Source organism: Streptomyces monashensis, from assembly GCF_001866665.1.
GTDB classification, from domain to species: Bacteria; Actinomycetota; Actinomycetes; order Streptomycetales; family Streptomycetaceae; genus Streptomyces; species Streptomyces monashensis.
The window spans coordinates 48,828-69,342 of sequence record NZ_MLYO01000118.1; the positions used below are offsets into that span (position 1 = coordinate 48,828).

Genomic DNA, 20,515 nt, shown 5'->3' on the forward strand with positions numbered 1-20,515 from the left:
CCCGCCCACGCCTCCCGATTGCTCCCGACACGCCGCCGCAGTGCCGCGAACGCCGCCCGAGGAGCACGGCGACAAGATCGCCGGCGGTCTGGAGAAGGCCGGTGACTTCATCGACGACCGCGCCGACGGCAAGCACAGCGCCAAGATCGACACCGCCGTCGACAAGGCGCAGGACCTCGTGGGGAAGCTGGGCGAGAACGACAGGAAGCACCGACTCCCGCTCCCGCACGGGTCACGGCGTGCGCGCGAGGTCGAGGCAGCAGCGCACGAAGTCCCGTACGACCGGACTGCGGTCGTCGGCCGGTGCCCAGGCCACGCCCACCCGGGTCGGACTCACCCCGGTGACCGGCCGGTAGACCACGCCGGGGCGGGCGTAGAAGCGCGCGGCGGACTCGGGCGCGAGGGCGATGCCGTAGCCGCTCGCGATGGCGCTCAGCCAGTCGTCGGGCTGCTCGGTGACCGCGCCGATCCTGACCGGCCGGCCCTCCCGCTCGTCGGCGGCCAGCCAGTGGTCGCGCCACGCCCCGGTCTGCTCCGGAGCGGCGACGAACGGCTCGTCCCACAGCTCCCGGAAGGCGATCTCGTCGCGCCCCGCCAGCGGATGCCCGCTCGGCAGCGCCACCCAGCGCGCCTCACGGAAGAGCACCTCCACACGCAGCGCGTCCTGGCCCGGGAACGGCAGCCGGAGCAGTGCCGCGTCCACCTCGCCGTCGGCCAGCCCCGCGCTCGGGTTCGTCCAGGACGCCTGCCGCAGCTCGGCCCGCCAGCCGGGCCGACGGCGGGCGAACTCGGCGACGACGTCCTGCGTCGCCTCGTTGGCGGCGCTGGCCACGAACCCCACCCGCAGCACCCGCGCGGACCGTCGGCCGGTCGCCCGTGCGGCCCGCAGGGCGTCGTCCCAGGCGGCGAGCAACCGCGGGGTGCGGCGCGCGAGTTCACGCCCCGCGTCGGTCGCTGCCATCCCGGCGTGCGAGCGGTCGAAGAGCCGCACCCCGAGCTGGTTCTCCAGCTGCCGGATCTGCTTGGTCAGCGCCGGCTGGGACACGAACACGCGCTCGGCGGCACGGGTGAGGCTGCCCTCCTCGGCGACCGCCAGGAACGAGCGCAGCAGACGCGTGTCGATGTCCATGCCCACAGGCTAACCATTCCTTTGAGTTATAGATGCTGGTATTGGACGGCACGGCGAGCGCCCGGTGAGGGTGGGGACATGGACATCACCGATGTGACGCTCACCTGTGCGGCCGTGCTGGCCAACGCGGGCATCGCCGCCGCCGACGTCGCGCGGGCGCGGTTCGTGCTCGCCAACTCGGCCGAGGTCGGCGTACCGCGCACCTGGCTCCCCGCGCTCGCCGCGCTGAAGGCCGCCGGAGCGGCCGGGCTGCTCCTCGGGCTGCTCGGAGCGCGCCCCCTCGGGATCGCGGCCGGTGCCGGTCTCGTGCTCTTCTACGTCGGGGCGGTGATCGCCCACGTCAGGGCGCGGGTGTTGCGCACCATCGCCTTCCCGGGGCTGTTCCTCGCCCTGGCCGCGGGCGCCCTGGCAGCCGCTGTGGCCCGCTGACCGGCGCCGTCACGCCAGTCGTTCCAGGGCCACCAGGGCCGCGTCGTCGCCGAGGTCGCCGTCGACGTGGTGCAGGAGGTCACGGCGCAGGGCGGCCACCATCGCCTCCAGCGGCCGGCCCGCGTGCGCGCGCACCCGGGCCGCCAGATCGTGGAAGCGGCCCCGGCGGTCGCGACCCTCGATGAAGCCGTCGGTGTAGAGGACGAGACGGTCACCCGGGCGGAACGGTACGTCCTGCGCGGCGAGCGGGGTGTCCAGCAGATCGCCGAGTCCGAGCGGCGCGCCCGGCTGTTCGGGCGCGCACAGGCACACCTCGCTCCCGCGCACGACGTAGGGCTCGGGGTGGCCGCAGTGCACGATGCGGGCCACGGCCTCGCCGGGCGGGAACTCCACCAGCAGCGCCGTCGCGAACCGCTCCGTGAACAGGGCGCCCGGCTCGGGGCCGGCGGACGACTCCGGGTCCGGTGCGCCGTCCAGTGCGGCGATGTGCCGGCGGGCCCGCGCGTCCAGTTGCTCCGCCGCCCGCGTCAACGACGGTTCGCGGTAGGCGAGTTCGCGGAACGCGCTGAGCAGGGTCGAGGTGGCGCCGACGGCCGGCAGTCCCTTGCCTCGCACGTCGCCGATCAGGATCCGGGTGCCGTACGGGGTGCGCAGGGCCTCGTAGAAGTCGCCGCCGATCCGGGCCTCCGACTCCGCCGGCAGGTACACCCCGGACAGCGCGAGCGAGCCGATCCGCCGGGGGAGCGGATGCATCAGGGCGCGCTGCGCGGTCTCGGCGACGGAGCGCACCTGGCGCAGCTGCCGTTCCCGGCGCTGCCGCAGCGTGCACGCGGCCAGCGAGGTGAGGCCCACGACGAACAGGCTGGCGAGGGTGACGACCGCGTCCGGATGCCCGAGGCTGCCCGCCTCCCACTGGAGCAGCACCGTGATCACGAGCACGGTGCCCGCGAGCATGGCCGTGGCCCGCCGGGAGAGCAGTACGGCCGCCAGCACGGGGACCGCCGCCAGTACGGGCGCGATGTGCAGCCAGTCCGGGGTGAGCACGTCGATGACCGTGACGACCGCCATGAGCAGCACCGGAGCGGGGACGAGGAGTCCGCGCGGGCGGAACCGGCGCGGCCAGGGCGACGGGGTGGCCCGCGGTGGGCGCGGTACGACGGCTCCGGTGGTGGTTTCCCGCAGGTCGGCGGGGTGGTCCGGGGTGTGATGGGTGGGATGGGTCATCGTCGCGGGGTGTGCCGTAGCGGGTGGAGGATCCGGAGGGACCGGCGGGCGGGGGCGGGCGCAGGTTCGGACAGGGAGGTCAGGGCCGACTCCAGGGGCCGTAGGAGGCGCTGCTCCGTGCCTGCCGTGGGTGGGTGGTCGCGGGCGGGGGTGCCGAGCCGGGCGAGGGCGTGCCGGGCGGCGGGCAGCGCGGGGTGCGGCCGGCCGCCCCGGCAGGAGTAGGCGCACAGGGCGGTCGTCCGCAGCAGGCGCGCGTACGGCCGCGAGAAGCCGCGGTCCTCGGCCGCGCCAGACTCCGTGTCGAGGAGCCGGCCCGTCGTCGTCACCTGCCCGGCGACGCCGGTGAGCGTCCCCAGTACCCGGTCGTCCAGGTGCCAGCGGCGGCGCCGGGCGGTCGGCCGCAGGTTCCAGCGCATGCTCTCGTGTGCCTCGTCCACGGCGGTGCGGGCCCGGCCGAGTACCGTGCCGAGGTCGTCCTCCCAGGACGGTCCGAGCACGGTCCGCGGCCGTTCGCGGCGTACGACCGCGTCGGCCAGGCCGTCGAGGTGCCGGGCGACCAGCAGCCGCAGGTCCTCCAGCGCCCGCTCGGCCGACCGCACGCGCACGGCGGGGATGAGCAGCGCGCTGCAGCCCAGGCCGAAGGCGACGCCGACCGCGATCTCCGCGAGATGGGTGACCAGCTCGCCGGGGTGGCGGCCGTGCACCAGGGCGAACGTGAGCACGGCGGTCATCGGGACGTGCACGCCGTGGTGGCCGAGGAACCCGTGCCGGGCCAGCAGCGCGGAGACGAAGACGACGAGTGCGAGTCCGGCCATGCCGGGCCCGGCGTACAGCGCTCCGGGCACCGCCAGGAGGACGCCGAGCAGGCATCCGGCGGCGTAGCGCCCGGCGGCGCCGACCGTCGCCACCACCGTCGTCTCGACCACGAGCAGGGCCGCGACGGCGCCCGCGTACGGGGCGGAGACGTGCAGCAGCGTCACACAGGTCTGCCAGGTCAGCCCGGCCGCGACGGTCGCCCGCGCGGCCTCGGCGGCACCGGCCCGGCGGATTCGGGAGATGAGGGCGGACAGCTGCGCGCGGTGCATGGCGGGTCCGTCTCCTTTCGGCATCGGGTGTCGGCAGGGGACTCTGCCGGAGGGGTGCCGGGCCGCCCAGGATAAACGGGTAAATGGGGCATACCGCAAATAAGGATTATGTAGGGATTCTTATTCAAACCTCAACGAAATGGCCGATGTTCGTGGCCGGCGCGGCGCGCGGATCCCGCGCGCAGGCCCGGGCGTGACCGGGGAATCCCGCCCGCTTGCCTTGAACTTGTCTGGTCAAGTTTGGTCATGGTTCTTCCGCTCGACAGCGGCGGCCACTACTCATGTCCCGTTCGATGCGCACGGTCAGGCCGCGCGGCGACAGCCGTGCACGGCATTCTCACCAACGGGACGAGGTACTACGCATGCGACTGCGCTGGAGATCCCTCGGCGGGCTGCTCGCCCTCCTCGGCGCACTGATCGTCTCCGCCCCCGCACCCGCGCAGGCGACCGGGAACAGCGGCAATCTCATCGTCAACGGCGATGCGGAGAGCGGTGGTTACTGCACCGGTGACTGGTCGGCCGCCACCACGGTGCCCGGCTGGACCACCGAGGCGGGCAGCCCCGACGTCATGTGCCACTCGGTCGCCTCCTTCGGCCTGCCCGGTGACGGCCAGGCACCCGGCAAGGCCTTCTTCGGTCCGGGCAACTTCGGCGACGGAGCGATGACCCAGACCGTCGACGTCCGCTCGGCCGCCACGGCCATCGACGCGGGCACTGTGCACTACGACCTGTCCGGCTGGCTCGGCGGCTGGACCACCTACGGCGGGTACGTCGCGGTGAGCCTGCACTTCCACGACGGCGCCGGCCACCCCCTCGGCACCCCCGCCAAGCTGCCGACGGTCTCCGCCTCCGACCGCGGCCTCGCCACCGAGTTCCTCGCCCGCAGCACCACGGGCGCGGTCCCCGTCGGCACCCGGTCCGTGCAGGTGGAGGTGGAGTTCCTGTCGACGTCGCACGAGACCGGCTACCTCGACAACCTTTCCCTCACCCTGGACACCCCGGTCGCCGCGCCCGCCCCGCCCACGCCTCCCGTCTCCAACGTCCCGGGCTACGACCACGTGTTCACGGTCATGATGGAGAACACCGACTACTCCGAGGTCATGAACGACCCGGCGGACACGCCGTACATGCACAGCCTCATGGCCCAGGGCGCCACGCTCACCGACCACCACGCCGTCTACCACCCGAGCGACGAGAACTACCTCGCCGTCGCCGGCGGCGACACCTACGCCCGGGGCGCCACGTACTTCCCGAACATCAACTCCCCCGAGCGCAACCTCGGTGACACCGTCGAGGCGGCCGGCAAGACCTGGAAGGCCTACGAGCAGGGCATGGGCACGCCCTGCAACACCAAGAACAACAACGACAGTTACTACCAGCCCGACGACGCGCCCTTCATCAACTACACCGACATCAGCGGCAACGCGTCGCGCTGCGCGGCCCACCTGTTCGACACCACGCAGCTGACCACCGACCTGAAGTCCGCCGCCACCACGCCGGACTTCTCCTGGATCGCCGCCGACGACTACTACGACGGCGAGGCCTCCGGCAACGGCAGCGCCACCAGCCTGAAGACCCAGGACGGCTGGCTGAAGCAGACCCTCGCCCCGGTCCTCGCCTCCCCGGCCTGGACCCAGGACCGCTCGCTGCTCATCCTGACCTGGGACGAGAGCCAGAACGAGGGCTACGACCACGTGGCCACCACCCTCGTCGGCTCCCAGGGCACGGTCCCGTCCGGCACCAGCAGCCCGGCCCACTACGACCACTACGGCATCGCCCGCACCATCGAGGCCGCCCTCGGTCTGCCCGGCCTGACGGCCAACGACACGTACGCCACCCCGCTCAACGCCGCGTTCGCCCCGTCCACCGCGACCACGCCGACGCTCACCGCCGGCCTGAACGCGGTCACGTCCGGCGGCAACGTCACCTTCCGCTACGCGGTGCCGTCGGCGGCCCAGGCGAACGCCAAGAACTGGATCGGCGTCTACCCGGCGGGCGAGACCCCGGGCAAGCAGTCGTCCCGCACCTGGGCCTACGCCCCGAACGCCAGTGGCGCCCTGACCTTCTCCACCGGCTCGTTCGGCGGCGCGGGCACGTACGACGTGTACTACCTCGCCGACGACGGCTACACGGTCCTCGCCGGACCGTTCACCGTCACCGTCGGCTGACCCGGCCGCGCCGTACCCGGGCGCGCACCGCACCCCGGCCCGTCCGGGGCGTGGTGCGCGCCCCTCGGACCACCGGCCCGGGGAGCCGGCCACGCGGATCGGCTCGGCCGTGGCGGAGGTCAGGCGAGACCGGACCGGTGGGCGTACAGGGCCGCCTGGACCCGGTTGTCCAGGCCCAGCCGGGTCAGGATGCGGTTGACCCGGCTCTTCACCGTCGCCTCGCTCAGTCCCAGCTCCGCCGCGATCCGGGCGTTCGACAGTCCGCGCGCGACCAGCACCAGGACCTGGACCTCGCGCTCGGTCAGCGTCACGTCCGCCGGCCCGGGTGCGGGCGCCGCCGACAGGAGCGCGGGCGGCAGCGCCGTGACCGTGTCGATCAGGCGCCGGGCGACGGTGGGGGCGAGGACCGGCTCGCCCGCGGCCGCCGCGCGCAGCGCCTCGGCGAGCTGCTCGGGCCGGCTGTTCTTCAGCAGAAAACCGACGGCCCCGGCACGCAGGGCCGCGTGCACGTACTCGTCCAGGTCGAACGTGGTCAGCACCAGCACGCGCGGCACCGGCCCCGGACCCGGCCACTCCCGCACGATCCGCCCGGTCGCCTCGACGCCGGTCGTGCCCGGCATGCGTACGTCCATCAGCACCACGTCCGGGCGCAGAGCCAGGGCCTGGGCGACGGCCTGCTCGCCGTCGCCCGCCTCCCCGACGACCGACAGCCCCTCGCGCCGGTCGATGACGAGCCGCAGCGCGGTCCGCACGATCTCCTGGTCGTCCACGACGAGCACCCGTACGGTCATCGGCGCTCCCGCGAGGCGACGGGCCGTGCCGGCCGGGGCGCCCGCGCGGACAGGACGGCGCGCAGCCGCCAGCCTCCGTCGGGGCGCGGGCCGGCGTCCAGCTCGCCGTCGAAGGCCGCCACGCGCTCCCGCATCCCGACGAGCCCCCGCCCGGCGCCGGGCACCGGCCGGTGGTCCGGGCCCGGCGGGTCGTTCTCGACCTCGACCGTGAGCCGCGTGTCGTCACCGCGCACGGCGATCCGTACGGCGACCGGGCCGGCGTGCTTGACCGCGTTGGTCAGCGCCTCCTGGACGATCCGGTAGGCCGAGACCTGCATCCCGGCGGGCGGCGCCACCGCCGCGCTCACCTCGACGTGGCAGGCCACGCGGCAGCCCGCCGAGGTCGCGACGCCGACGAGCCGGTCGAGACCGTCCAGGGACGGTTCGGGCGCGAGATCGTGTGCGCCGTCTCCGAAGGACAGCAGCCCGAGCAGCCGCCGCATCTCGGTGAGCGCCGTGTCGGCGGTGCACGCGATGACCCCGACGCCCTGCGCCGCCGCGTCCCGCTGGAGTGGGTCGGAGGTGAGTACGTCCTCGGCGGCCCGTGCCTGCAGGGCGATCGCGCTGACGTGATGGGCGACGACGTCGTGGAGATCGCGGGCGATGCGGGCGCGCTCGGTGAGCACGGCCTGCCGGGCGTTGAGCTCCTGTTCGGCCGCGAGCCGCCGGTTCAGCTCGCGCAGCCGGGCCGCGTCCGTGTCGATCCGGCGCCGGCCGTATCCCAGCAGCCACGCCAGCGCGAAGAAGAACACGAACGTCGTGGCACTGATCGGCGCCAGCGAGCCGAGCCGCGGCGGCTCCCAGTGCCCGGACAGGGCGTCCGTGACCGTCGCCGAGAGAAGGCTGAGCAGCGCGAGCGGCCCGCTCACCGACGCGCGTGCGTACCGGGCCACGGCATAGACGCCGAGCATCAGCAGGAAGGGCCCGGGCACCTTCGACGGGATGGCGCCGAGCGCCTGGAACAGGACGTACAGCCCGGTCATCGCGACGAGCACGGCACGCGGCGCCGTCCGCCGCCACAGCAGCGGCACGGTCTGCGCGCCCCACAGCGCCACACCCCAGCCGGGCGGCTCGGGCGCTCTGTGCAGCACCGTGGCCATGTCGAACAGCGTCAGCCCCCCGACCCACACGGCGTCCGTCAGCCGCGGTCGGGCGGCGAGCCGGCGTTGCACGGCTCGGGGCAGGGCGTTCACCTGGGCACTCATCTCGGTCCGTCAGGCTAGACGACTCGGGGGCGGCCCGGATCCTCCGCCGGGCGCGCATCGAAAGATGCGTCGGCACGCCCCAGGATCGCCACCGCGCCGGATCCGCGGCCGGGCCGTCCCGCCCTAGCGTCCCGGCCATGACGAACGACCTGACGAACGCCCCGGCGAGCGGCATGACGGACACAGCCGCACCGAACCGGCCCCTTTCGGCGACCGCACGGCCGGCCCGTTCCCGCGGGCACACCTGGCCCTTGCTCCCGCTCGGCACCCTCGCCATGCTCTTCGCGGTCGGCGGCCGGTGGGACATCGCGGTCGCGGCCTGGGTCTTCCCCGTCCTGCTGCTGCGCTTCACCCGCCTGAGCCGCGTCCGGCCGGGAGCGCTGTGGATCTGGGCGGCACACTGCGCGGCCGCCGTCTTCTGGGTCCAGGAGTCGGCGATCGGCTTCAACGCCGTGGTGTTCGCCGGTGCCCTGGCCCTGGCCGCCCTCCAGACCCTGCCGTTCCTCGCCGACCGGCTGCTGACACCCCGGCTGCGTCCGGTGCCGGCGAGTCTGGTCTTCCCGGCCGGTGTCGCCGCCGTCGAGTTCCTGATCACCGTGGTGTCCCCGTTCGGCACGGCGTACGGCTCCCTGGCCGTCACCCAGCACGCGGACCTGCCACTCCTCCAGGTCGTCGCGGTCACCGGTCCCTGGGGCGTCGGATTCCTCATCGGAAATGTCGCGAGCACTGCCAACCGCCTCTGGGACGGCGCTTCCTGGCGCGGCGCACTCGGCTGTACGGCCGTGCTGCTGAGCGTCCTGCTCGCCGGCGGCGCCCGGCTCGCCTTCTTCCCACTCCAGAGCACGACCGTACGCATCGCGGGCGTCACCGCCGGCCGCACGGTCACCGACGCGCTCAAGGCCACGCTCGCCCGGTTCGCCGACGGCCCCGGAGGCGTCGCCGCCGCGCCCGCGACCGCGGTCCGGCCCGCGATGGCGGCGGTCGAGGACGACCTGCTCGCGGCCACCCGCCGCGAGGCCGCCGCCGGCGCGAAGATCGTGATCTGGCCCGAGGAAGCCGTCCGGACCCGGGAGGCCGACGAGGGAGCCGCCATCGCCGCCGCGCGACGGCAGGCCCGCAGCTCGGGTGTCTACCTGGAGATCGGCGTCCGCGTCTACAGCACCACCGCGCCCGCCTTCGGCCGCGACGAGGCGATCCTCATCGACCCCCGCGGCACGGTGCTCCGGACCTACCAGAAGGCCCACCCCATCCCCGGCTCGGAGAAGTTCACGCCCGGCGACGGCCACGTCCCCGTCGTCCGCACTCCGTACGGCCGCATCGCGAACGTCATCTGCTACGACGCCGACTTCCCGGCCCTGATGCGGGTCCGGGCCGACATCATGCTCGTCCCCTCGCACGACTGGAGGGAGTACGGCCGCGCGCACACCGACAAGGCCGCGGTGAGCGCCGTCGAGGGCGGCTACGCCCTGATCCGCCAGGACGCCGAGGGGGTCTCGGCCGCCTACGACGCCGAGGGACACGTCCTCGCCGCCTCCGACTACTTCGCGACCGGCCGGCGGGACCGGCAGACGATGGTCGCCTACGTCCCGGTGCGTGGCGTGACGACGGTCTACGACCGCATCGGGGACACCTTCGCCTGGCTCTGCCTGGCCACGCTGGCGGCGCTCACGGTCACCGCCGCCCGGCCGCGGCGCCGGGCGGACCGCTGAGCCGCTGGGCGACCGCCGTCCGGGCCGTGCGCTCCACCAGGTCGACGCCCTCGGCCATGGAGGCGCTGCCGTTCGACAGGACCGCGACGAGGCAGCGGTGTCCGTTCACGCTGACCTGCCCGATGCTGTTGACGTCCCAGAGGCCCGACGTGACGCGCTGGAGCCAGCCGTTCTTCAGCGACTGCCGGGAGCCGACGGCCGAGACGCCCCAGCTCTGCTCGGGCACCACCTGGTTCATCAGGGTGCTGATGTACGCCCGGGACCCGGCGTTCAGCGCGGTGGCGCCGGTCTTCGCCGGCGCGTCGTCCGCATCGCCGTCGAACACGGCGCGCAGCAGCCGCATCTGGTCGCCGGCGGTGGTCCGGGTCAGCCCCCACTTGCCGCCGGGACCGCTGGTCGTCGAGGTCAGCCCCAGCCGCTTGTTGGCCGCCGTCAGCCCGTCGGTCCGCCCGATCTGCCGCCACAGGGCGTCGGCGGCCGCGTTGTCGCTCTGCTTGATCATCGGCTCGGCGTGCGCGCGCTCCTGCGCGGTGAGTTCGCGGCCCGCGTCCTGTGCCTGGAGCAGCGCGGCCGCGAGGATGTCGACCTTGACGATGCTGGCGGTGTCGTACGCGGTGTCCTCGCCGCGCACGACGGGCGAGCGGCCCGAGTCGTCCAGGTCGAGCACGGCGGCGGTGGCGTGGGCCGGCGGGCCGGCGGGCGCGGAGGCGGCGGACGCCGTGGCCGGATGCAGCGCACCGGTGGTCAGGAGGGTCGCGGCCGCGGCCGCCAGCAGACCGGTCCGGGCGCGGGTGGTGAGGGTCGGCATGGCCCGGAACGTATCCAGAACGGGCACCGGACGACATGACAGTCGTCACCTTCGTCCCGTTTCACAGGGAATTGTGAGAAGAGCCATCGGCGTGCGGAGGGAACCCCCAAGGGGCGGAACGCGGCGTACGGACCGGCCGCCCGGCGGCGTGTACGCGCGGCCGGGCGGCACCCCTCGCCTATCGTCGGCCGCACAACCGACATCCGGAGTGATGATGGAGAAAACGGATGAGATGGTTGGTGTGGCCGAGAGTGCGGCGGTCGTCTCCGTCGAACCGCCCGTGCGCCGCATCCGGCCGTGGCCGCACGGCGCCGTCCTCGCGATCGCGGCCGGAGCCGTGGCCGTCCTCCTCCTCGCCGGCACCCGGTGGCTGAACCAGCCCGCCGTCCAGGCCTGGCGCACCGTCTGCCTCGCCATCACCGTCCAGGCGCTCCCCTTCCTGCTCCTCGGCACCGCGCTGTCCGGCGCCATCAACGCCTTCGTGCCGGCCGAGCTGTTCACCAGGGTCCTGCCCAGGCGAGCCGCCCTCGCCGTGCCGGTGGCCGGGGTCGCGGGAGCGGTGCTGCCGGGCTGCGAGTGTGCCTCCGTGCCCGTCGCCAACAGCCTGATCCGGCGCGGTGTCACCCCGGCCGCCGCCTTCGCCTTCCTGCTCTCCGCGCCGGCCGTCAACCCCGTGGTGCTGACCGCCACCGCCGTCGCCTTCCCGGGCAACCCCGCGATGGTCGCCGCCCGGCTGCTCGCCTCCCTCGCCACCGCCGCCGTGATGGGCTGGCTGTGGCTCTGGCTCGGCAAGGAACGGTGGCTGCGCCCCCAGCCGCGGCACGGGCACACCGGCCACCGGCACGGCAGCAGCCGCTGGAACGAGTTCCGGCTCGGCTTCCAGCACGACTTCCTGCACGCCGGGGGCTTCCTGGTGCTCGGCGCCATGGCCGCCGCCACCTTCAACGTCGCGGTGCCGCGCTCCGTCCTCGACACCTTCTCCGGCTCGCCCTGGCTGTCGGTGCCCTTCCTGGCCGGGCTCGCCGTACTCCTCGCGGTCTGCTCGGAGGCCGACGCGTTCGTCGCCGCCTCGCTCGCCGGGTTCTCGCCGACCGCCCGGCTGGCGTTCATGGTGGTCGGCCCGATGGTCGACCTCAAGCTCATCGCCCTCCAGGCGGGCACCTTCGGGCGCGCCTTCGCCTGGCGGTTCTCCACGGCCACCACCGTGACGGCGGTCGCCGCGAGCGTCCTGATCGGGGGCGCGCTGCTGTGAGACGTCCCGTACAGACCCTGCTGCTGACCCTGACCGGCATCGGCCTGCTCCACACCACCCTGTTCACCGACATCTACCTGCGCTACGTCAAGGCCGGCCTGCGCCCCCTGCTGATCGTCTCCGGGGCGGTCCTGCTGCTGCTCGGCCTCGCCTCGGCGGCCCTCGGGGACGGACAGGGGCAGACGTACGACGACGACCACGGCCGGGAACCCACCCCTGACCACGGCCACGACCACTCCGGCGCCCCGCGCGTCGCCTGGCTGCTCTTCCTGCCGGCGCTCAGCCTGCTCTTCTACGCCCCGCCCGCCCTCGGCGCGTACACCGCGGCCCGCTCGAACGCCAAGCCGGTCAGCATGCCGAAGAGAGGATTCGCTCCGCTGCCCGCGACCTCGCCTCTGCCGCTCACCCTCACGGACTTCACCAGGCGCGTCCAGCAGGACCGCACCCTGGCCATCAGGAACCGTGCCGTCCGGCTCACCGGATTCGTCACCCCGGCCGAGGACGCCGACGGCTGGTACCTGACCCGCATCATCTTCACCTGCTGCGCCGCCGACTCCCAGACCGTCAAGGTCCGCGTGTACGGTACCGAGGCACCCCCCGCCGACACCTGGCTCGCGGTGACCGGCACCTGGCATCCGCGGGGGGCCCTCGGCACGGTGACCGCCGAGGCGGCACTCGACGTCACGGACGCCCGCCCCGTCGCCCAGCCGGTCAACGCCTTCACCGACGACCTGCCGCTCACCCCGTCGTAGCCCGGCGCACGGCGGCGTGGACGGGCGTACGGCCCGCGCCCGGCCGGTCGGTGAGCAGGACGCCCGCGACCAGGTCGGGGCGGATGAGCACGGCAGGGTTCACGCCGTCCCGCGCCGAGCGGAGCTCCGGCCGGGCGCGGATGCGGGCCGCCTCCCCGAGGCCGGTGACGAGGCGGGCGCGCCGGTCACCATGACGCGCCGGCCGAGCCGGGTGTCCGGGTCGATCGCGCCGGCCGAGCCGGGTGTCCGGGTCGATCGCGTCGGCCTCGTCGGCGACGACGACGCCCTGGCCCCCGTCGTGCCGGGCGTGCGCGGTGAGTGCCGCGCCCCGTGGGTGCGGATGACGATGTCGCCGTCGTCCAGGACGTGGCCGACCGGGCGGACCGTCGGCAGGGCCTGGCGGGTGAGGACGGTCCTGCCCAGGGACACGCCGCCCAGCAGCCGCGGCGCCTCGACCCGGTCGGGGTCGACGCACGGGCGGGCGGGGAGGTCGTCACCGATCATGGCCGACTACTTCGTGGGTGGGGGGCCGTTCCCCTCGGGGACCGCGGCGCCCCGGCGCGTCGCCATGCCATGCGCGGAGCGGCACCGCGGGGGTCGGTACCGCTCCTGATGCCACCGTGGCCCCTCGCCCCCGGCTTCGGGCAGTGCCCTTACGTCCCTGTCCGGGGGGCCGGACGTCCCGACGCCGCGGATCTTTTGCGCTCTCGCCCCGCCGCGATCCGCAATGAGGTGCACGATGGAGTCGTGGCACCCGCCGCTCGCCCGGCGGTGGAGAGGAGGCGGTGACGATGGCCCGGACACCTCCCACGACAGTCACACCGGTACGGCTGTGGCGGTGGCGGAGCAACCCGCTGCGGCGGCACAGCGATGTCGTCGAGGCCTGGATCATCCTCGCGACCTGGGTGTTCGCCGTCCTCTGCGGGGCCGTCGCCGGGCTCGCGGCGGCCCACAACGCCGACTCGGCGTTCTCCGCCCGGCGCGCCCACGTGCACGCGGAGCACGCCGTGATCACCGACGACGCGGCACGGACCAGCGCCTCCGGTACCGGCTACGACGACGGACGGGTCTGGGCCACCGTGCGCTGGACGGACGCGCACGGCGCGGTGCACACCGACCGCGCGAAGGTCGTCCCCGGCGCCCCCGCCGGCTCCCGGATCACGGTCTGGACGAACAGCGCGAACCGGGTCGTGTCCCCGCCGGTCACCGGCGCCGCGGCCGACCTCCAGGCGGCCCTCACCGGCGCCCTCGCCGCCCCGACGGTCGGCGCGGCCGTCTGGGTCGTGGGGTGGGGCGTGCGCACCCGGCTCATCCGGCGCCGCATGGCCGAGTGGGACGAGGAGTGGAAGCAGATAGGGCCGCGGTGGGGCAACCTCAGCGGCGGCCGAGGCTGACGGTACGCCCGTACGCCTGCCCGTACGGCGTTGCCGGTGTTCCGGCAGCCGGGCACGACAGGGCGGGAAGGGCCACCCGCTTCTCGTGGGTCCGGATTGCGCGGTGCACGGTTCCCGACCGCTTCTCCGCGTCTGTCTCGGTCCTTCCCGCCACTACCAGCACACCACGGAAACCGCTCGCCCACCAGGGGTGGCGGGCCCCGTCCGACGGCCCGGACCCGGCCGTGTCACCCACACGGGTCGTTCCGCCGTCTCCCGGCCGCCCCGGCGCATGACCGGAGCGGGGCCGGTGAGACCTCTGGCATGGAGAATCCGGCTCCGGGAGACCCGTTCCCGGCCCAGCGCACCCCGTACGGACCCGACACCGTGTTCACGGCCGACTTCACGTCCGAACGCCAGTGGGTGGCGGGCCGCACCTGGGCGTATCCCGGCGGCGGCCCGGTGAACCCGGACGACGACAAACTGGACCACCTGGTCTCCGACCCCGCCTACTCCCGCTCGGGCCTCTTCAAGGCCACCCGGCGCCCGGACGGCGACTGGGACACGGGTCTGCTGACGACCGAGGGCAGCGCGGAGGCCTTCATGGTCCGCGCGGGAGACGTCCTGGAGGCCCGGGTACGGCTGCCCCGCGCGGTCGGCGCCTGGCCGGCGATCTGGACCTGGCGCGACGGCGACCAGGAGATCGACGTGTTCGAGTACCACCCGGACCACCCCGACCTCCTGGAGTTCGGCAACCACGTCCGCGGCACCGGCCACCAGGTCCGCGACCCCGGCGTCGGCCCCGGCGCCTGGGTCGACCTGCGCACCGAGTTCGGCGCCCGCTCCGTCGTCTGGTCGGTGAACGGCGTCCGGGCCTGCGCCGACGGACGGGGGGTGGGCCACGGCTGGCGGGCGTACCTCATCGTCAACCTCTCGGTGTGCGCCGGGCGTTACCACCCCGCCCCCGCTCCGCACACCACGGAGATCACCTTCGAGGTGAGCGGTCTCGTCGTGCACCGCCCGCGGCCGGCCCGTCCCGGGCCCGCCCCGATGATCATCGGCTGATCCCCGGCCGAAGAACACCCGCAGGCGGCCCGCGGTCACAGGGGCGTCGCCGCGCGCAGCAGGAGCAGGAGCGTCACCGCCGAGTTGGCCGAGAACATCGCGGAGAGGGCGGCTCCGGCGGCCGCCGTCCACACGGCGAGGCCCACCGTCGTGAAGAGGGACGGCCAGGCACGGCCGCTCGGTGCCGGGGCGAGCAGCGCGGCGACCCGGCGGGGCAGCGGGCCGGGGGCGGCCAGCGCGGCGAGGGTCGGCACGGGGGTCGGGCGGGAGACGAGCGCGGCGGTGCCGATCGCGCGGGCCACGGCCTTGCGGCTGCCGACCGCCCGGGCCGCCTCCTCGTCCGCCCAGCGCTCGGCCGTGTACGCGACCGCCGACCGCAGCGGGCGCAGGAACGGATTGGCGCAGGCGGCGAGTTGGACGAGCAGCAGATGCCGGTGGTGCCGGGCGAGCAGATGGCTGCGCTCATGGGCGAACAGGGCGCGGCGCTCACGGGAGGAGAGACAGCCGAGCATCGCCGTGGACACCACGATCCGGTCGCGCGCCCCGCCGGGCAGCGCGTAGGCGTACGGCTGGGCGTCGGGCAGCACCGCGACCTGGGTGGGCGGCAGCCCCCGGAGCGCCGCGTGGGCCCGTCGCCGTACCCGGAGATGGCGCAGCAGGGCCCGGCCGCAGCCGGTGACGACCGCGAGCAGTGCGGGGATCGCGGCCTTGCCCGCGACCTCGTGCCGGGGCACGCTCTCGCGCACCTCGGGGTCCGACCAGCCGTCCGGCAGCGGGTTGCCCGGCAGCTGGGCCGTGCCGACCACCATCAGCAGCGCCAGGCACACCGTGCTGCACAGCACCATGACGGTGGACACCCAGGTCAGCAGCACGGTCGCGGTGCGCGGATGGAGGCGCTGCTCGGCCAGGCGCGCGATCGGCCAGGCCGTCAGCGGCAATACCAGGGGGAGGAAGACGAAGATTCCCATCGTCGCTCGACTCTCGGCTCTCGTCCTCAGTCCTCGTCGCCGGCCTGGTCCAGCAGCTCGCGCAGCACTTGTTCGTCACCCTCGGGCAGCGCGGTGATGAAACGGGCCAGCACCGCGCGCCGGTCCTGCTCGCCGTCGAGGACCTTGCGCATCTTCAGCGCGGCCAGCCCGGCCTCGTCCGCGGTGGGCAGCCACACGAACGACCGGCCCTCGCGCCGGCGCGTCACGGCGTGCTTGGCCAGCAGCCGGGCCAGGACCGTCATCACGGTCGTGTAGGCGAGGTCGGCGGCCAGCCGGTCCCGCACCCAGCCGGCGGTCACCGGGCCCCCGGCCTCGTGCAGTGCCGCGAGGACCTGTGTCTCCAGCGCGCCCTGCGCCCTGCGCGGCCGGCGCGGATCCGGGTGCGTCACCCGCTGTCTCCCTTCTGCCGGAGGTCTGCCGGAGGAACGTCACATCGTACCGAGCCGCCGGGCATGGCCGGTTTCCGCTCCTGACGGCAGTGTCCCTCGTGCCGCGTCCTCCCGGTACTTCTACAGTGTTGTAGATTCGAGCGACCGGACGTTCCGGGTGGCGAGCCGGGGGCGCGCCTCACGCCGCCCGCGGTCGAGCGGGCGGGCGGCGGTGTTCAACGGCCGGATCAGTCGCGGGAGTTGCCGAACAGGAGGCGGTAGCCGATGAGCAGCACCAGAGAACCGCCGATCGCCGCACCCCAGGTGTAGAGGTCGAAGAAGTGCTTCTCTACCGGTCGGTCGAGGAAGCGGGCGGAGAGCCAGCCGCCGATGAAGGAGCCGGCGATGCCGATGAGAGTGGTGCCGATGAAGCCGCCCGGGTCGCGGCCCGGCAGCAGCAGTTTGGCGATGGCTCCGGCGGCCAGGCCCAGGATGATCCAGCCGATGATGCCCACGGTGTTGCCTTCCGGTCGATTGTGTGTTCGCGCAAGCCTAGGGGCGGTTGACGTGGGCACACAGTCGTCGCGGGCCTCTGGTGATGTCCCGTCGAGGTTCTGCTACATGATTAAGACATTGCGCAACTGGGGAACCGGAAGGCCCCCGGTTGCGTTGATCGTGATGGACGCGGGAAGCGTGAGCGGCTGCGGAGGGTGTGGATGAGTGTCTCCCTGACCAAGGGCGGCAATGTGTCGCTGGGCAAACAGGCCCCCGGTCTGACCGCTGTGACGGTCGGGCTGGGGTGGCAGGCGAACACGGAGTACGAGCTGGATGCCGGCGCGTTGCTCTGTGACGCCTCGGGCCGGGTGCTGTCCGACGAGCACTTCGTCTTCTTCAACAACCTCACCAGCCCCGACGGTTCGGTCCGCCATGGTGGCGGAGGCGGCCCGGTCGGCGGCGACGACCAGCGGATCCGGATCGACCTGGCCCGGGTCCCGGCACAGGCCGAGAAGATCGTCTTCCTCGTGTCCCTCTACGAGGCCGCGAGCCGGGGCCAGACCTTCGGGCAGGTGCTCCGCGCGCACATCCGCGTCCTGGACGAGGACGGCGGCGCCGAACTCGCCCGCTACGACCTCGGGTCCGGCAGCCTGTCGGCCGAGACCGCCCTGGTCTTCGGCGAGTTGTACCGGCACGGCGCGGACTGGAAGTTCCGCGCGATCGGCCAGGGGTACGCCTCGGGCCTCGCCGGTATCGCGTCCGACTACGGCGTGACGGTACTCCAGGAGACGTCCCCGGGCCCCGCGCCGGCGCCGAACCCGGCACCGGTCGCCGTACAAAAGCCGGGTACGGCCGCGCCCGTGCCGTCCGCCCCCGCCAAGCCGCCGGTCGCCGCTGCGTCGGCCCCGGCGTTCACCGCATCCCCGCAACCCATCGGGAGTTCCACCGTGACCTGCTTCTTCGACCCCAACCACGGCCCGGGCACGACGACCGTGACCTGGTCCCCGCAGTGGGGTGTGCCCCGCCCCGTCCAGACGTGCGGCGGCTGCGCACAGCGCGTGCAGACCACGGTCCCGCCGTTCTACACCCCGCCCCAGCAGGGCTACCCGCAGCCGGTGCCGCAGGGTTACCCGCAGCAGGGCTACCCGCAGGCGGGCTACCCCCAGCAGGGCTACCCGCAGCAGGGATACGCGGAGCCGTACGACCGCCATGACCACCAGCAGGGCGGCGGCCGCCGCTTCGGCACCGGTGCGCTCATCGGAGCCGGTGCGGCCGGCCTCATCGGCGGCGCGCTGCTCAACGAGGCGTTCGACGACGACGAACCGGACGTCGAGGTCAACAACTACTACGAGGACTGATCCCGAGGGCCGGCCCCGTTCCGTTCTCCGGTGGCGCACGGCCGCCGGAGCCGGACGCCTACACTGGGTGGGCGCATGCGCATCGGCTGTGATGAGCCAGGGACGGGGACGGGAGAGGACTGTGACGGAGAACGCCGCCGGCTTCGAGGACCCGTCCGCCGAGGTGCTGGCCGAGGCCGCCGCGGCATTCGGGCTGCTCGCCTCCTCGGCCCGGCTGCATCTGATGTGGGCCCTGTCCCAGGGCGAGAGCGACGTCACGCATCTCGCCGACCGCGTGGGCGGCGCGCTGCCCGCGGTCAGCCAGCACCTGGCGAAGCTGAAGCTCGCCGGCCTCGTCCGCTCCCGCCGCGAGGGCAGACGGCAGGTGTACTACCTCGACGATCCCGACGTCGTCACCCTGGTCCGGGTGATGGTCGGTCAGCTCAACGCGCGCACCCAGCACGCCTCCGCCCCCGTCCACCGTCTGCGCGGGATCGGCGGCTGAGGTGAGATGTCCGCGAAGTCGCTCTGTAAGAAGAAGGTTTGAGTGACGCGAGCGGGTAATTCCTCCGCTTTGGGACCGCTATGGCCCGCATGGTGGATCACAGCTGACACCGTTCTTAACCCGGGGGCGTACACTCCGGCTCCCGTACCGGCGCAGGTCCGCACGGCGATTCCAAAAGGTGCCCCACCTGTGAATTGAGTGTGTATCCGCGCTGTTCGGGCCGCAGATTTGTTAGATTGCGCAACCACGCAAGCAAGGCGGAGCGGCAGTCTGTCACCCGCCTCTACACCGCCGCGCAGGTCTGGCCGTACACCCCTCGGCCGGGACTGACGGGCCCGACCGTTCATGGGAGTGGGAGATGAGCGACCCGTGGGACGGCCCCGCCGGCCAGGCCACGCGGAGCCGTGACGCACGGGTTCCCGGACAGCGCGCAGCCGAGGCCGACGGGGGACGTCAGCAGGGCGGCAGGGCCGCGGCCCGTGCGGCCGCCCGCTCACGCTCCGGTAAGCGCGGGCACCGGGCCCGTCAGGCGGGGCGCGGCAAACGGGCGCTGAAGATCATCGGCATCGGCATGTCGACCCTCATCGTTGTCACGGCCGGTGCGGGCTGGTGGTTCTACGAGCACCTGAACGGCAACATCCACAGCCTTGCGCTCGACGGCAAGGGCGGCACGGAGAAGGCCGACGCGTTCGGCCGCACCCCGATCAACATCCTGGTCATGGGCTCCGACGGCCGCACCAGCGCGGCCGACTGCAAGCTCGGCGGCGGCTGTGCGCAGACCGGCGTGCAGACCGGCAGCAACGCGGACGTGGAGATGGTGCTGCACATATCCGCAGACCGCTCCAACGCCACGGTGATGAGCATCCCCCGCGACACCATGACCAAGGTGCCCGCCTGCACGGACAGCGAGACCAAGCAGTCCACCAACGGCTACTACGGCCAGATCAACAGCGCGCTGCAGTACGGCCCCGCCTGTCAGGTGGCCACCGTCCACCAGCTCACGGGCATCCCGATCGACCACTTCGTCAAGCTCGACTTCTCCGGCGTGGTGAAGATGTCGGACGCCATCGGAGGCGTCTCCGTCTGTGTCAGTGACAACGTCTACGACACGTACTCGCACCTGAAGCTGTCCAAGGGCGACCACACCCTCAAGGGCGTCGCGGCGCTGGAGTTCGTGCGTTCGCGGCACGGGTTCGGCGACGGCAGCGACCTGGGCCGTACGACGACCCAGCACCTGTTCCTCAGCGCGATGATGCGCAACTTCAAGAGCGCGGGCACGCTCACCGATCCCACGGCGGTCTACGGCCTCGCCGACGCGGCGACCAAGGCGCTGACCGTGGACGACGGTCTGGGCACGGTGAAGAAGCTGATCTCGCTCGCCTCGGACGTGAACAAGGTGCCCACGAAGCGGATGACGTTCACGACCATGCAGACCGCCCCCGACCCCAACAACAAGGACCGCCTCGTCGTGGGGCCGGGAGCGCGGACCCTGTTCTCCACGATCGCCAACGACCAGTCCCTGACGACCGGTTCGGGCGAGAAGTCGTCGGCGGCCTCGGCGACGGCGAAGCCCACCGCCTCGGCGGTGCCGGCGGCACAGATCGCGGTGACGGTGGAGAACGGCACCCCGGTCACCGGCCGCGCCTCGCAGATCGCGACCGCCCTGACCGACCAGGGCTTCAGCTCCGCCACCACCACCGCCAACGCCCCCAGCCCCGCGGCGACGACCACGCTGACGTACGGCAGCGGCCAGAAGGGGGAGGCGCAGACCGTCGCCAAGGCGCTCGGCCTG

The 20,515-nt window shown here is 73.5% G+C and carries 19 protein-coding genes and 2 pseudogenes; 11 read left to right on the forward strand and 10 right to left on the reverse strand.

Annotation, left to right across the window (positions count from 1 at the left end):
* Nucleotides 1-40: 40 nt before the first annotated feature.
* Nucleotides 41-196, forward strand: a pseudogene (locus BIV23_RS51295) (antitoxin); the annotation flags it as partial.
* Nucleotides 197-232: 36 nt separating this feature from the next.
* Here BIV23_RS51295 and BIV23_RS43185 read toward each other — a convergent pair.
* Nucleotides 233-1,129, reverse strand: a complete 897-nt coding sequence (locus tag BIV23_RS43185) for a LysR family transcriptional regulator (RefSeq protein ID WP_071386481.1) — start codon at nucleotides 1,127-1,129, stop codon at nucleotides 233-235.
* 78 nt (nucleotides 1,130-1,207) lie between these two features.
* Between BIV23_RS43185 and BIV23_RS43190 the strand changes: the two genes are divergently transcribed.
* Nucleotides 1,208-1,558, forward strand: a complete 351-nt coding sequence (locus BIV23_RS43190) for a DoxX family protein (protein ID WP_071386461.1) — start codon at nucleotides 1,208-1,210, stop codon at nucleotides 1,556-1,558.
* A gap of 9 nt (nucleotides 1,559-1,567) precedes the next feature.
* Here BIV23_RS43190 and BIV23_RS53450 read toward each other — a convergent pair whose 3' ends face one another.
* Nucleotides 1,568-2,782, reverse strand: a complete 1,215-nt coding sequence (locus tag BIV23_RS53450) for a PP2C family protein-serine/threonine phosphatase (protein WP_079173780.1) — start codon at nucleotides 2,780-2,782, stop codon at nucleotides 1,568-1,570.
* Nucleotides 2,779-3,867 carry an aromatic acid exporter family protein gene (locus tag BIV23_RS43200; RefSeq protein WP_071386462.1) on the reverse strand — a complete coding sequence of 363 codons (1,089 nt, stop codon included), beginning with the start codon at nucleotides 3,865-3,867 and terminating at the stop codon, nucleotides 2,779-2,781. Before BIV23_RS43200 ends, BIV23_RS53450 begins: the two co-directional genes overlap by 4 nt.
* A gap of 362 nt (nucleotides 3,868-4,229) precedes the next feature.
* Here BIV23_RS43200 and BIV23_RS43205 point away from each other — a divergent pair, with 362 nt between their 5' ends.
* Nucleotides 4,230-6,035: an alkaline phosphatase family protein gene (locus tag BIV23_RS43205; protein WP_071386463.1), complete on the forward strand. Its 1,806-nt coding sequence runs from the start codon at nucleotides 4,230-4,232 to the stop codon at nucleotides 6,033-6,035.
* Nucleotides 6,036-6,154: 119 nt separating this feature from the next.
* Here BIV23_RS43205 and BIV23_RS43210 read toward each other — a convergent pair whose 3' ends face one another.
* Both BIV23_RS43210 and BIV23_RS43215 read right to left on the reverse strand, forming a co-directional pair.
* Nucleotides 6,155-6,826 (reverse strand): response regulator, encoded by a 672-nt coding sequence (locus BIV23_RS43210; protein ID WP_071386464.1) that lies wholly within the window; start codon nucleotides 6,824-6,826, stop codon nucleotides 6,155-6,157.
* Nucleotides 6,823-8,070 carry a sensor histidine kinase gene (locus BIV23_RS43215; protein ID WP_071386465.1) on the reverse strand — a complete coding sequence of 416 codons (1,248 nt, stop codon included), beginning with the start codon at nucleotides 8,068-8,070 and terminating at the stop codon, nucleotides 6,823-6,825. Before BIV23_RS43215 ends, BIV23_RS43210 begins: the two co-directional genes overlap by 4 nt.
* Before the next feature lie 137 nt (nucleotides 8,071-8,207).
* Between BIV23_RS43215 and BIV23_RS43220 the strand changes: the two genes are divergently transcribed.
* On the forward strand, nucleotides 8,208-9,779 hold the full coding sequence (locus tag BIV23_RS43220; protein ID WP_245790927.1) for a nitrilase-related carbon-nitrogen hydrolase: 1,572 nt from the start codon (nucleotides 8,208-8,210) through the stop codon (nucleotides 9,777-9,779).
* Here the strand turns inward: BIV23_RS43220 and BIV23_RS43225 are convergent.
* Nucleotides 9,742-10,587 carry a serine hydrolase gene (locus BIV23_RS43225; protein ID WP_071386466.1) on the reverse strand — a complete coding sequence of 282 codons (846 nt, stop codon included), beginning with the start codon at nucleotides 10,585-10,587 and terminating at the stop codon, nucleotides 9,742-9,744. The genes BIV23_RS43220 and BIV23_RS43225 overlap by 38 nt on opposite strands.
* Nucleotides 10,588-10,801: 214 nt before the next feature.
* Here BIV23_RS43225 and BIV23_RS43230 point away from each other — a divergent pair, with 214 nt between their 5' ends.
* Nucleotides 10,802-11,839 (forward strand): permease, encoded by a 1,038-nt coding sequence (locus BIV23_RS43230; protein WP_177240245.1) that lies wholly within the window; start codon nucleotides 10,802-10,804, stop codon nucleotides 11,837-11,839.
* Nucleotides 11,836-12,591: a TIGR03943 family putative permease subunit gene (locus tag BIV23_RS43235; protein WP_071386467.1), complete on the forward strand. Its 756-nt coding sequence runs from the start codon at nucleotides 11,836-11,838 to the stop codon at nucleotides 12,589-12,591. Before BIV23_RS43230 ends, BIV23_RS43235 begins: the two co-directional genes overlap by 4 nt.
* Here BIV23_RS43235 and BIV23_RS47950 read toward each other — a convergent pair.
* Nucleotides 12,578-13,095, reverse strand: a pseudogene (locus tag BIV23_RS47950) (pyridoxamine 5'-phosphate oxidase family protein). The gene BIV23_RS43235 and the pseudogene BIV23_RS47950 overlap by 14 nt on opposite strands.
* 287 nt (nucleotides 13,096-13,382) lie before the next feature.
* On the opposite strand from BIV23_RS47950, the gene BIV23_RS43245 reads away from it, so the two are divergent.
* Together BIV23_RS43245 and BIV23_RS43250 are read left to right on the forward strand one after the other, a co-directional pair.
* The gene (locus BIV23_RS43245) at nucleotides 13,383-13,985 is read left to right on the forward strand and encodes an Rv1733c family protein (RefSeq protein WP_071386469.1); all 603 of its coding nucleotides are present in this window, start codon (nucleotides 13,383-13,385) and stop codon (nucleotides 13,983-13,985) included.
* 303 nt (nucleotides 13,986-14,288) lie between these two features.
* Entirely contained in the window at nucleotides 14,289-15,029 is a 741-nt protein-coding gene (locus BIV23_RS43250; protein WP_071386470.1) for a LamG domain-containing protein, read from the forward strand.
* Between the two features lie 35 nt (nucleotides 15,030-15,064).
* Here BIV23_RS43250 and BIV23_RS43255 read toward each other — a convergent pair whose 3' ends face one another.
* The 3 genes from BIV23_RS43255 to BIV23_RS43265 form a co-directional block, all read right to left on the reverse strand.
* Entirely contained in the window at nucleotides 15,065-15,997 is a 933-nt protein-coding gene (locus tag BIV23_RS43255; protein ID WP_071386471.1) for a M56 family metallopeptidase, read from the reverse strand.
* A 26-nt stretch (nucleotides 15,998-16,023) separates the two neighbouring features.
* Complete coding sequence (locus BIV23_RS43260) at nucleotides 16,024-16,407, reverse strand: BlaI/MecI/CopY family transcriptional regulator (RefSeq protein WP_071386472.1); 384 nt, start codon at nucleotides 16,405-16,407, stop codon at nucleotides 16,024-16,026.
* A gap of 227 nt (nucleotides 16,408-16,634) precedes the next feature.
* On the reverse strand, nucleotides 16,635-16,901 hold the full coding sequence (locus BIV23_RS43265; protein WP_071386473.1) for a GlsB/YeaQ/YmgE family stress response membrane protein: 267 nt from the start codon (nucleotides 16,899-16,901) through the stop codon (nucleotides 16,635-16,637).
* Nucleotides 16,902-17,102: 201 nt separating this feature from the next.
* Here BIV23_RS43265 and BIV23_RS53455 point away from each other — a divergent pair, with 201 nt between their 5' ends.
* The 3 genes from BIV23_RS53455 to BIV23_RS43280 all read left to right on the forward strand — a co-directional run.
* Nucleotides 17,103-18,239 (forward strand): TerD family protein, encoded by a 1,137-nt coding sequence (locus BIV23_RS53455; RefSeq protein WP_071386474.1) that lies wholly within the window; start codon nucleotides 17,103-17,105, stop codon nucleotides 18,237-18,239.
* A gap of 91 nt (nucleotides 18,240-18,330) precedes the next feature.
* Nucleotides 18,331-18,723: an ArsR/SmtB family transcription factor gene (locus BIV23_RS43275; protein WP_071386485.1), complete on the forward strand. Its 393-nt coding sequence runs from the start codon at nucleotides 18,331-18,333 to the stop codon at nucleotides 18,721-18,723.
* Between the two features lie 358 nt (nucleotides 18,724-19,081).
* Nucleotides 19,082-20,515, forward strand: a 1,434-nt coding sequence (locus BIV23_RS43280; protein ID WP_245790929.1) for an LCP family protein, incomplete at its 3' end; no start/stop codon positions are given.